This is a genomic window from Sphingobacterium sp. UBA7253, from assembly GCF_002472745.1.
In the GTDB taxonomy this organism is placed as follows: domain Bacteria; phylum Bacteroidota; class Bacteroidia; order Sphingobacteriales; family Sphingobacteriaceae; genus Sphingobacterium; species Sphingobacterium siyangense.
In genome coordinates this window covers 4615-16587 of record NZ_DKSP01000133.1, presented here as the reverse complement: position 1 = coordinate 16587, position 11973 = coordinate 4615, and the positions used below count along the sequence as shown (strand labels likewise).

At 39.3% G+C, this 11973-nt stretch carries 9 protein-coding genes; 4 read left to right on the top strand and 5 right to left on the bottom strand.

Annotated elements, in window-relative coordinates; all coding sequences use genetic code 11:
- Positions 1–44: 44 nt before the first annotated feature.
- Together B2X72_RS13680 and B2X72_RS13675 are read right to left on the bottom strand one after the other, a co-directional pair.
- Positions 45–698 carry a LolA family protein gene (locus B2X72_RS13680; RefSeq protein WP_145327935.1) on the bottom strand — a complete coding sequence of 218 codons (654 nt, stop codon included), beginning with the start codon at positions 696–698 and terminating at the stop codon, positions 45–47.
- A 1-nt stretch (position 699) separates the two neighbouring features.
- Positions 700–3435: an FtsK/SpoIIIE family DNA translocase gene (locus B2X72_RS13675; RefSeq protein WP_286736748.1), complete on the bottom strand. Its 2736-nt coding sequence runs from the start codon at positions 3433–3435 to the stop codon at positions 700–702.
- 272 nt (positions 3436–3707) lie between these two features.
- On the opposite strand from B2X72_RS13675, the gene B2X72_RS13670 reads away from it, so the two are divergent.
- Entirely contained in the window at positions 3708–4217 is a 510-nt protein-coding gene (locus B2X72_RS13670) for a GNAT family N-acetyltransferase (protein ID WP_145327937.1), read from the top strand.
- A gap of 120 nt (positions 4218–4337) precedes the next feature.
- Here B2X72_RS13670 and tyrS read toward each other — a convergent pair whose 3' ends face one another.
- Positions 4338–5621: a tyrosine--tRNA ligase gene (gene tyrS / locus B2X72_RS13665; RefSeq protein ID WP_145327938.1), complete on the bottom strand. Its 1284-nt coding sequence runs from the start codon at positions 5619–5621 to the stop codon at positions 4338–4340.
- A 103-nt stretch (positions 5622–5724) separates the two neighbouring features.
- Here tyrS and B2X72_RS13660 point away from each other — a divergent pair, with 103 nt between their 5' ends.
- On the top strand, positions 5725–6408 hold the full coding sequence (locus B2X72_RS13660) for an ACP phosphodiesterase (protein WP_145327939.1): 684 nt from the start codon (positions 5725–5727) through the stop codon (positions 6406–6408).
- Positions 6409–6488: 80 nt separating this feature from the next.
- On the top strand, positions 6489–8183 hold the full coding sequence (locus B2X72_RS13655; RefSeq protein ID WP_286849955.1) for an amino acid permease: 1695 nt from the start codon (positions 6489–6491) through the stop codon (positions 8181–8183).
- Between the two features lie 89 nt (positions 8184–8272).
- Here the strand turns inward: B2X72_RS13655 and rlmF are convergent, their stop codons facing one another.
- Complete coding sequence (rlmF, locus tag B2X72_RS13650; RefSeq protein WP_088162950.1) at positions 8273–9184, bottom strand: 23S rRNA (adenine(1618)-N(6))-methyltransferase RlmF; 912 nt, start codon at positions 9182–9184, stop codon at positions 8273–8275.
- A gap of 77 nt (positions 9185–9261) precedes the next feature.
- Positions 9262–11208: a KUP/HAK/KT family potassium transporter gene (locus B2X72_RS13645; RefSeq protein ID WP_088162949.1), complete on the bottom strand. Its 1947-nt coding sequence runs from the start codon at positions 11206–11208 to the stop codon at positions 9262–9264.
- A gap of 259 nt (positions 11209–11467) precedes the next feature.
- On the opposite strand from B2X72_RS13645, the gene B2X72_RS13640 reads away from it, so the two are divergent.
- A complete protein-coding gene (locus B2X72_RS13640) occupies positions 11468–11902 on the top strand; it encodes a T9SS type A sorting domain-containing protein (RefSeq protein ID WP_083663760.1) in 435 nt (144 codons plus the stop codon).
- The last annotated feature ends 71 nt before the right edge of the window (positions 11903–11973 follow it).

Below are 11973 nucleotides of genomic sequence, written 5' to 3'. Positions count from 1 at the left end.
CTTTTTTATGGTACTTTAATCAGTGTTATAGCGACGATAGATTTTTATCTTAAATCGACGATTTCAAAACCTTTGTAATCATTTTTGTTGAATGCAAATAGACTACCTGAAAGCGCTTTATTGCCTTCTTGCGAAGCTAATGTATAGGTATAGCGATTACCACTTTTATCAAAAACGGTCGTATCATAGATCAGGTTACTTGCCTTATTGATACGCAGCTTTATCTTTGAATAGTTTTTTTTGCTATCGAGCGGACTTAATTCAACGACACTTAGCGTAAGTCCCTTTACCTTTTCAGTATTGGTCAAGGTATATTTAAAACCGCTGGTGTAGAAGCTGAATATGTTTGTTGGATTGATCTCGTTGGTCGAATTGCTTGCTTCTGAGATTTCCACTTCCTTTTCGGCTTTCATGATATTCCACTGTGTCTTGGAATCCGATATCAATACTTGATTTTTGGTACTGACCTGGTACTTGTTGTTACTCTTGTCCAGGTATATTGTTCCAGCGTCAGTATGTGAGCCACCATTAGCTTGTTTAATAGCTAATGAGAAGTTGGCCTGTATTGTTTTGTATGCATTGTACTTTTGGCTTACTTTCGTCAGTAATGCTTTAGCAGCGGTATCATTTTGTGCATAACTGTTTTGGCTGTATGCAATAATTAGCAAACCTACCATAAACCACAATTGTTTTTTCATCTTAGTTGTCCTTTCTTAACGTCTCCAAAAATTGTTCTAATGAATACTCATCTGGATAAAGTACCTCGCGGGCCTTACTTCCTTCAAATGGACCTACAATTCCAGCAGCTTCCAATTGATCGATGATTCGTCCTGCTCTGTTATAACCCAATTTTAATTTACGTTGGATTAATGAAGTTGAGCCTTGCTGATGCATGACAATCAATCGGGCAGCTTCTTCGAACAACTGATCGCGGTCTTTGGGATCAAAATCCACACTACCAGAACCATCTCCGTTTTCGTCTACATATTCCGGAAGCATAAATGCCGAAGGGTAGCCTCGTTGTGCACCGATGTAGTCGGAAATTTGTTCAACCTCTGGCGTATCAACAAAAGCACACTGAATACGTATCAAATCACTTCCAGTCGCTAGAAGCATGTCACCTCGACCGATCAACTGATCTGCACCGCCTGTATCTAGAATGGTCCGTGAATCGACTTTCGATAATACACGGAATGCAAGACGTGCAGGGAAGTTGGCCTTGATTGTACCGGTAATGATATTGACAGAAGGACGTTGGGTTGCAATAACCAAGTGAATCCCTACCGCACGGGCCAATTGTGCCAATCGTGCAATCGGTGTTTCGACCTCTTTTCCTGCTGTCATCATCAAGTCGGCAAACTCATCAACAATAAGAACGATATATGGTAAGAATCGATGACCCTCCTCAGGGTTTAATCTGCGATTGATAAATTTTGCATTATATTCCTTTAAATTCCGTACCTGTGCATTTTTTAACAAATCATAACGTTGATCCATTTCTATACACAGAGAATTTAAGGTGTTGATTACCTTCTTCGTATCGGTGATAATTGCATCTCCGTCGTCAGGCAATTTTGCAAGGAAGTGGCGCTCTACTTTTTTGAATAGAGAAAGTTCCACTTTTTTAGGGTCAACAAGGACAAATTTTAGTTCGGCCGGATGCTTTTTATACAGCAAGGAGGTCAGAATGGCGTTGATACCTACTGATTTACCTTGTCCGGTCGCTCCCGCAACTAGAAGGTGGGGCATTTTAGCTAAATCGGCAATATAGACTTCATTGGAAATCGTTTTACCTAAAGCAATCGGGAGATCCATGTCTGTTTTCTGAAACTTCTCCGTAGCAAGTACTGATCGCATGGATACCATTTCCGGACTGGAATTTGGTACCTCAATACCGATTGTTCCTTTTCCAGGCATAGGTGCAATAATCCGTATACCTAATGCCGCAAGACTTAAGGCAATGTCATCTTCCAGATTTTTGATTTTTGAAATCCGTACACCTGGTTTTGGTATAATTTCATACAAAGTTACCGTTGGACCTATAGTTGCTTTGATACTTTCGATCTCGATACTGTAGTTTCTCAGTGTATCAACAATCCTGTTTTTGTTCGCTTCGAGTTCCTGTTGATTGATGGTAATTTTACCACCACCATAGTCCTTCAATAAATCCAATGCCGGATGTTGGTAACCAGAAAGATCCAATTTTGGATCATATTGTCCGAATTGGGCCACAAGGTCACTGGCAGTAATCTCTTTTTCCTCTTTGATATCCTCGACCACCAGACCTGGTACTGCATCGGGTTCGATGGCAGCTTCTGGCTCTTGTTGAGGTTCTGCTTCAATTTTCGGTGCTTGATATTCCCGGATTAGTGGTAAGTCTTCCGCTTCAAATTCTTCATTCGGCTGATCAATTGTAAAACTGATTGAAGGTGTATTCTCTGTTCGTTCCAGCGGACTGTCGTCGAACGAGAGTACCACTTTGTCTTTCGGATCAATTTGTACTTCAGGTACGGGGTGATGTGTAAAGGCAGGGCGTTGAAGTTCTTCCTGTATATCTTTTTCACGAGCAGATTGAAATCGCTCATTGATTGATGTTGGCCGTTGAAAAGATTCCCGTACAGATTGGATGGAATCATCTTCAATATGAATTTTGTTTCTTAGATTTTGTGGAGCGTATTCATCTTCATCCTCATCGTCCATATCTTCGGAGAATGACTTGGATTTCCTGTTACTGAATAGGACAAATTTAAAATCGAGGTTGTAAAGTAAGATTAATGTCGTCAGGTAGGCAAAAGCCAATATACAGCCAACGCCGACAATACCTACTTGTGCTTCCAGTAATTTATTGGTCCAAAAACCAAATTTCCCCTCGAGCATATGCGGTGTATCTGCCATAAATCCATGTAGGAAGCCTAATGTTACCGAGATAAAAACGATTGCAACAAAAGAATAGACCACAGTACGGTACAATGGAAGTAATGATTTCTTGAACAACAGGCGATATCCTAAAATGAATAATACCGGGATAAAGAGAAAAGATGCGACGCCAAACCATTCGTACATGAATTGGTTGGCAAGCAATGCGCCAAATTTCCCTAGTTTATTATCGACAACAGGTAGATCAACAGCTTCATCATGAATTTCTTCTGTAGATCTGAATAATGTCGACCATCCGCCATTGGTTTTTGCGATATAACTTTGATCGTCTTCCCAAGTGAATAAGTAGGAGACGAAAGCTGTAGCAAATGCCAATGAAAGCAAGATCAATAAAATCCCTAATATCTTGACAGCCTTTTGCTGTGCATCAGAATAATCTCTTGGTACACTATTTTTTTGACTTTTTTCTTTTTTAAATGTTGTTGATTCCTTTTGAGGGGCACGTTTGCCGGAAACTGAATTTCCTGTCTGCCTAAATGTATTTCCTTTGTTTGACATTGAAAAGCTCACAATTATACTGCTTACAAACTTAGTTATTTTGATAGTATTTTAAAGATGCTGATGGCCTATTATTTTAAGTTTGTCGTTTTTTATGAATGAATAAATTTAGATGTAGCTAAAAAGCTAGATAGCTATAATGACTAGCAAATACTATGCCCTGCAAATAGGTTTGATCAAAGAATGTGCATATCTATACAGATTGCTGTTTTGGTGTATTCTTTGGAGTTGCTGTAAAATATGTAGTTTTACGAATAAAAATAAGAGATAGGATGAACAAGTTTGAAATACGAAAAGCGACATTGGCTGATAAAGGACGGATTTGGGAAATTATACAACAAGCAATTGCCCTCAGGAAAGAACAAGGCAGCCGACAATGGCAAGATGGTTATCCGAATGAAGATGTGGTGCAGTCGGATATTGATAAGGGCTACGGGCATGTCGTTGAAGTGGAGCATAGGATTGTAGGTTATGTAGCTGTTATTTTTGATGTCGAACCTGCTTATAATGATATTGACGGAAAATGGTTAAGTGATGGACCTTATGTCGGTATACACCGATTGGCCTCGGCGCAGGATCCGCATATGAAAGGTGTGGGAACGGGAATCATGTCTGGGGTGGAGAAGATCGCGGTTGATCATGGGGTTTATAGTATCAAGGTGGATACTAATTTTGACAATGGAGGAATGTTGCATGTGTTCGAAAAGCTGGGGTATCAATATTGTGGGGAGGTACATTTTAGAGGAGCGTCGCGTAAGGCATTTGAAAAACTATTAAATTAACCGGACCGATTTTTTAGCGGAAGAAGAACAGCTTTGGATTGCATAAAGAAGTCCCTTTTGATTTGTTCAAAAGGGACTTCTTTATGCTTATGGATTATTAAATCAGGATATTGCTGATCACTAATCTGCGATAATCAGATAATAATTCTTTTTACCGCGTTGTGCAACAATATATTTATTGTTTACAAGGTGATTTTCCGTAACTGACTCTTCTATATCAGTTGCTTTTTCTCGGTTGATAGAAACTCCGCCGCCCTGAAGCATTTTGCGGGCTTCACCTTTGGAAGGGAATACTTGTGTCTGAACAGCCAGTAAATCAAGAATATTGATGCCTGCTGCAAGGTCCGCTTTAGCGACCTGAAATTGAGGAATGCCTTCAAATACCTCTAAAACAGCCTCGTGATCTAAGTTGTTCAAAAATTCTAAAGAACCATTACCAAAAAGAAATTCAGAAGTTTTGATCGCAGTTTCGTATGCTTCTTCGGAGTGGGTACGAATGGTGATATCTTTTGCCAGTGCTTTTTGAACTAAACGTAAGTGTGGCGCTGCATCATGTTCTGCAATAATAGACGCTATTTCGTCCTGAGGTTTGAGTGTGAAAATTTTGATCCAGTTTTTAGCATCATCATCTGACGTATTCAACCAAAATTGGTAATACTTATACGGAGAGGTTTTCTTTGGATCTAACCATACGGCACCAGATTCGGTTTTTCCAAATTTCTGACCATCGGCTTTTTTGATTAATTGTGTGGTGATTGCATAAGCTGTTCCCTGATCTTGGCGACGAATCATTTCACTTCCTGTTACAATGTTACCCCATTGGTCGGACCCACCCATTTGAACTTTACAGTTATGATGCTTCCAAAGGTAGTAGAAGTCATATCCTTGAATCAATTGGTAGGTAAACTCTGTAAATGAAAGACCATTGTCGCCTTCCAGACGTTTTTTTACCGAATCTTTAGACATCATATAGTTAACGGTAATCATTTTACCGATATCACGAATAAAATCCAAAAATTTAAAATCTTTGAACCAGTCGTAATTATTAACCATTTGGGCGTCATTTTCACCTTCTCCAAATTCAAGAAATTTGCCTAACTGTTTTTTCAGACAAGCTACATTATGCTGTAAGGTAGCTTCGTCCAACAAGTTACGCTCTGCAGATTTGAAAGAAGGGTCTCCGATCATTCCTGTCGCTCCTCCAACCAGGGCAACAGGTTTGTGGCCTGCATTTTGGAAGTGGATCAAAGTCATGATCTGCGTCAAGTGTCCTACGTGTAGAGAGTCGCCTGTGGGATCAAAGCCGATATAACCAGCGACTTTTTCTTTATTCAGTAAGTCTTCAGTGCCTGGCATAATATCTTGCAACATGCCTCTCCAACGTAATTCTTCTACAAAGCTCATTGTTAAATGGATTTAATTTTTTAATTTACAAGATGCAAAGATAGGAGATTAAGCGTATATTGAGCGAATAATTCCATATAAAAGCACACGCTAATAAGCTGGTATGAATTTTTTGTCACATTTCTATTTTGAGCGGTTTGCAACCAATGCCGAACGTATTGTAGGTGGATTGCTACCCGATTTATTAAAAAATGCTGATAAATCCTTTATGCTAAAACCACGTCAGTATGAAGATGAGCTTTTGGACAATCCTTTACTGGAGCAATTGTATATAGGTTGGAACCGTCATATCGAGGTCGATCGCCTGTTTCACAATTCACCTTATTTTTTTCATCATACACATCAACTGAAACTAAAAATCCAGTCTAGTTTAGCGGGGCTGCCTATCCGGCCGTCCTTTATGGCGCATATCGCGTTGGAGCTATTGCTGGATCATATCCTAACACAAAATAAAGCGGTCTCCATCGATAAATTCTACGCTGCGCTAATGCATGTCAATGAAGACGCTGTTCGGAAGTTTTTGAAAATTAATCAACTGAATGATATTCCTAAGTTTGAAAAGTTCTATCATCAGTTTATTGAGTGGAAGTATATTTATGACTATGCTGAGGTAGAAAAAATTGCAGGTGCACTTTTCAATATTTGTAAACGATTGTGGCAATTTGAAGTTTCCGTGGAGCAAAGACAGCTTCTGACAGAACAGTTGATTTCCTATTTACATACGCAGATGACCGATTATCAGGAAATTTACCAGTATATTCAATATGAGCTGGTGGACTTTAATTAGTCTATCGGAAAATACCAATAGTATAAGACCTTGAAAATATTTATTTTCGCATAATTTTAAGTATCAAAAACTAAATTTACATGTCACATAGACTTTTTCGGAAGAAAAGTGTTGATCAGATTCTGCATGACACTCAAAAAGAGGGGGGGACAGGCCTTGCAAAGGTATTGGGGGTAACAGATCTGGTTTCGTTGGGTATCGCCGCTATTGTAGGGGCTGGAATCTTTAGCACAATTGGGTTAGCGAGTTATGAAGGTGGGCCGGCAGTATCACTGCTCTTCGTTTTTACAGCTTTTGCCTGTGTTTTTACGGCATTGGCCTATGCGCAATTTGCCAGTACAGTTCCTGTTTCAGGATCAGCATATACGTATGCTTATGTAGCTTTTGGTGAGTTGTTTGCATGGATTATAGGTTGGGCATTGGTCTTAGAATATGCTGTTTCCAATACGGTTATTGCCATTTCCTGGTCGCAATATTTTGTCTCCATGCTAGAGGGCTTTGGTCTTCGCATACCGGCTTGGTTATCCATGGCACCAGGCTATGCTTATGATGCTGTAGACAAGATGAACCAACATGGCGCGGCGGCCCTGACCGCAATCGACCAACATGGTCTGGATGCTTTTAATAGTGCGCCACGAATTGGGGGATTGCCTATTATTTTCGATTTACCGGCAGGTGTCATTACATTTTTGGTCACTTGGTTGGTTTATATCGGAATCAAAGAGTCCCAGAAAGCAAGTATGGTCATGGTTATGATAAAGGTGGCAATTATCCTGGCTGTCATTTTTGGGGGTATATTTTTCATTAAACCTGAAAATTGGACACCTTTTGCACCGAATGGTCTCAAAGGTGTACTCGGAAGTGTGGCCGCGGTTTTCTTTGCCTTTATCGGATTCGATTCGATCTCCACAACTGCCGAAGAGTGTAAAAACCCACAGCGCGATCTGCCTAAGGCAATGATCTATTGTCTATTGATTTGTACTGTATTGTATGTTGCCATTACCCTGGTCTTGACGGGGATGGTTAACTATACCGAATTAAATGTGAAGGATCCACTTGCTTTCGTATTTAAATATGTCGGCTTTGACCATATGGCCGGAATTATATCGGTGACCTCTGTGATTGCCATTACCAGTGCCTTGCTGGTGTATCAATTGGCTCAACCAAGAATTTGGATGACTATGAGTCGGGACGGTTTGTTGTGGAAGAAATTCGCGACGATCCACCCAAAATATAAAACACCTTCTTTTGCGACTATTGTAACGGGTTTGGTGGTTGCTATCCCTTCGTTATTTTTTAAAATGGACTTCTTTGTGGATCTAACGAGCGTGGGCACCTTTTTTGCCTTTATCCTTGTTTGTGCAGGTGTATTGTATATGGATTATTCGGGCTTATCTGCAAAATCCAAATTTAAAGTTCCTTACATCAATGGTAAATATTTAGTTGGTGCAGGGCTACTGATCGCTATTGTGCTTATTTTTATCTATGCGCAAGAGACGATTCAGGAGTGGAAATCGCTTTCCATCCTGGAAATTATAGAACATAAAATGTTGGTCATTATATTTTGGTTAACCTGGCTTGGCCTGAGTATTTATAGCTTTAAAATGAACTTTTCGCTATTGCCTGTCGTTGGTATCCTGATCAATTTGTATTTGATGACGGAATTGGGGGCAAGTAACTGGATAATATTTGTGATCTGGCTCGTAATCGGATTGGCTGTATATTTTATGTATGGCTATAAACATTCAAAGTTAAATAAACAGGCGCAAGTATAGTATATGAGAAGCGTCGTACAATAATGGTTCAAAGAAAAGGAGCTATCTGCATAAAAGATAGCTCCTTTTCTTTGAATATCGTGGACGTATTAGAATCTCCACAAAAGGATTCGGCTTACCTTATTGCCTTGTTCCATGCGGATCACCTCGGTCTCTTTTACACTTATTTTCTTTAGTTTGTGTTGTAGAAAGCGAATGTCTTCGCGGTGAGCAACTAATGTTGTGAACCATTTTACTTGATCTTTGTGAAATTGACTTTCAAAGATCATGCGTGACAAGAAAGCTTTTTCACCACCATCACACCACAACTCGCTTCCTTGTCCAGAAAATGCTTGTGTGACAGGTTTTTCGTCTATTTTAGCTTCTTTAATGCCTGTAGTCTTACGGATTGACTGCTGTAAAGCCTCGGTTTGAGAGCTAAAAAATGGGGGATTACAGATTACCACATCATATTTCTCACCTGGAAGGATAATATCTTTGAATATGGCTTTCGGGTTATTTTGTAGACGGATTTGTATACTCTTTTTTAAGCTCATATTTGTCCGTGTTATCTCGATTGCATTTTTGTATGCGCTCTTGATAATTTCAGATCCTACAAAGCTCCATCCATACTCCTGATGCCCGATGATGGGGTAGATACAATTTGCACCAACACCGATATCGAGTATATGGATATTTCCACCTTTTGGAATCTCACCATTATTATCCCTTGCAAGCACGTCTGCGATGTAATGAATATAATCTGCTCGGCCCGGGATAGGGGGGCAAAGATTCTCTTTGGGAATATCCCAGTGTTGAATGTGGTAATATTTTTTTAGAAGCGCCTTGTTTAACGTTTTAACAGCATCGGGATTGTTAAAATCGATGGATTTTACGTTATAAGCATTTTCTATAACAAAATCTTTGAGCGAAGGTTCGACTTTGCTCAATTCTTCAAAATTATAGTTATCGAGATGTCTATTTCTAGGGTGTAATTTCTTTTTTGGATTAGCGTCTGCCATGATGTATTATTTGCAACAAAAGTAATGCAATTCTATTGAATAAAAAAGGTGATGCTTGGGCATCACCTTGAGGAGTATTAATCTTTCCGTATGAGATGGACCTCTGAAGTCTGAGGAAAATTGAGTGGAACCCGCTCAATTGTAACGAAGCTGGAATCTAAACCGAAACCTTTTTCTTCGGACAAACTCATTTTTTTGAGGTAACCATAGATGTCCATAATTACCTTCTCTATCCATGTCATTTGGTTGGTTTTGGAGAGTACTTTTTCCAAAACAACAAACTTAAAGTCACCTGGAATATTGTGTTTACGTAAAGTGTCGTATTGACTGGTAATATCAATTTCACCTTTTTTTACCATTTCCTCAACTACTTTTCTGAACAGCAAGCTGATGCGCTGTTCTTCTCTAAAGCCAAGTTTAAAATCAACGCGTATTAACTTACCCGGGATAAGCTGATCGATCGAATACTCTTTTGTATGTGGATGATCCATCACATCAACGTGGACGAGCCAATATACATCCGCACGTTTTGGTTTTTTATTAATAATTGAATAAATAATTTTAGCCTCTATCTCGGATTTGAAATTTGCACTTGTCAGATACACCAAATGTGATGCATATGGAGGAACCGATTTATCCTCGCTCAATTCGGAGATAATTGGGTAGTATTTGTTGATGTTAATGAAGTTAACGAAACGATTTTTAATTTTTCGCGCCGTGTACCAGCAATACATTGTTCCAAATAACGCAGTGGCAAGCATCAAGGTTAACCAACCACCATGCGCTATTTTGACACCATTTCCTATTAAGAACGTTAATTCAATAACAAAATAAGCAACCAAAAATACCGCAATAAGCACGCGATTGACCTTTTTCATAGCGAGGAAGTATCCCATTAAGATTGTGGTCATCAATACCGTTAAATTGATCGCAAGCCCATAGGCTGCATCCATTCGGCTTGATTCTTCAAATACCCAGATGACGATCATACAGCCGACCCATAAAATTAAATTGATGGATGGTACATACAATTGTCCTTTATGTTCGCTGGGGTAGCGGATAGCCACCTTAGGCCATATATTCAAACGTACTGCTTCCGAAATTAGGGTATAAGAGCCAGATATCATGGCTTGACTGGCGATGACCGCTGCGATCGTTGCGATAGCGATACCGTAACCGATAAACCAATCGGGCATGATTGAATAGAACGGATTTTCACCCCCTAGAACACGTCCTTCCTGTGTTAATAACCAGGCTCCTTGCCCGAAATAATTTAGTATAAGTGTGATTTTTACGTAGATCCAGCTGATACGGATATTGTTTTTACCACAGTGTCCCATATCCGAATACAATGCTTCGGCGCCTGTAGTACATAAAAATACTGCACCGATCAATAATAGTGAATGGGGGTAAGTAATTAAAATATGGAAGGCATAGTAAGGGTTGATTGCTTTCATCACTTCCGGTGCGAGGTGAAGATGAGATAAACCAATTACACCGATGATGGAAAACCAGATGGTCATTAATGGACCGAAAACCTTTCCTACAACGGATGTTCCAAATCGTTGAATAATAAACAATAAGGAGATAATTGTAACTACAATAGGTACTGTAGGTAATCCTGGGAATTTGAGATCCAAACCTTCAATAGCCGAGGATATTGTGATGGCAGGGGTGATCATTCCGTCGGCTAATAAGGTCGCCGCACCGATCATCGCTGGAAAAATTAACCAAGGGGCACGCTTGCGTACCAATGAATAAAGGGATAGGATACCACCTTCACCTTTATTGTCCGCCCGGAGAGTGATCCAAACATACTTTACTGTTGTCTGGAGGGTCAGTGTCCAAAAAACACAGGATAGCCCGCCCAAGACTAAGTCTTTTTGAATGGCTCCTTGTCCCATGATTGCTTTGAAAACATACAATGGAGAAGTTCCGATATCTCCAAAAACGATTCCTAAACTGATCAATAATCCGGCGAAACTCACCTTATTGATACTGTTGTGATGACTGTTGTCTGCCATTTATCAATTATTTTATTTCAAAATATACTGCAAAAATATACTTTTTGCCTGTACTTTAAGTAGGTACATTTCCTGCGCCAAATTTTAGCATTTACTTTGACATGCGCAAGAGCTGTTAAAATTTGTTAAAAGAAACTTAGAATGAATCTATTTGCTGAAAAACTTTTAAACAAAATACTAACTTTGTTGTTGATAATTCAAATAGTTAGCGTTATATTTGATTAAACCGTAACCAGTATTTGAAGTCTAATTTAACACTATGGGGAGAAATCTACTTAAAGCAGCTTGTTTAACACTTTTATCCGCACTGACATTGTGCAGCGGGATGACTCGGGTGTATGCAAAGTCTCCTTATGACCATACTATTTCGCAACATATTTGGGACGGTACTGAGGCATTTGGGGAAGACAACAACATCAAGGACACAGAGAAACTTATCAATAATGTGAAGGTTTTCTATAATCCGATTGCGGAGCAAATAAATCTTTCTTTTAAATTGGCAAAATCGTCGAGTGTCTCTATTAAAGTAATGGATGCATTGGGCAATGAGATTCTCCAATTAATGAATGGCAACTTAGATTCAGGAATTCAAAATCTTTCCTTTGAGCATGGCGGAAAATTAACGACAGGGTTTTACTTTGTACGGGTAGTCGCTGGTTCAGAAACTGTGGTGAAAAGATTTTCTGTTCGATAAGAAGGTAACATATTTCGATAAAAAGGTAGCTTGTAATATAAGTTTACGCGTTAACATAAAACAGCAAAGGG

Excerpts from the sequence above, each read along its gene's own strand:
- tyrS (WP_145327938.1), bottom strand. The coding sequence starts at position 5,621 with ATGAGCTTTGTAGAAGAATTACGTTGGAGAGGCATGTTGCAAGATATT.
- rlmF (WP_088162950.1), bottom strand. The coding sequence starts at position 9,184 with ATGGCAGACGCTAATCCAAAAAAGAAATTACACCCTAGAAATAGACAT.
- B2X72_RS13670 (WP_145327937.1), top strand. The coding sequence starts at position 3,708 with ATGAACAAGTTTGAAATACGAAAAGCGACATTGGCTGATAAAGGACGG.
- B2X72_RS13660 (WP_145327939.1), top strand. The coding sequence starts at position 5,725 with ATGAATTTTTTGTCACATTTCTATTTTGAGCGGTTTGCAACCAATGCC.
- B2X72_RS13655 (WP_286849955.1), top strand. The coding sequence starts at position 6,489 with ATGTCACATAGACTTTTTCGGAAGAAAAGTGTTGATCAGATTCTGCAT.
- B2X72_RS13680 (WP_145327935.1), bottom strand. The coding sequence starts at position 698 with ATGAAAAAACAATTGTGGTTTATGGTAGGTTTGCTAATTATTGCATAC.
- B2X72_RS13640 (WP_083663760.1), top strand. The coding sequence starts at position 11,468 with ATGGGGAGAAATCTACTTAAAGCAGCTTGTTTAACACTTTTATCCGCA.
- B2X72_RS13675 (WP_286736748.1), bottom strand. The coding sequence starts at position 3,435 with ATGTCAAACAAAGGAAATACATTTAGGCAGACAGGAAATTCAGTTTCC.
- B2X72_RS13645 (WP_088162949.1), bottom strand. The coding sequence starts at position 11,208 with ATGGCAGACAACAGTCATCACAACAGTATCAATAAGGTGAGTTTCGCC.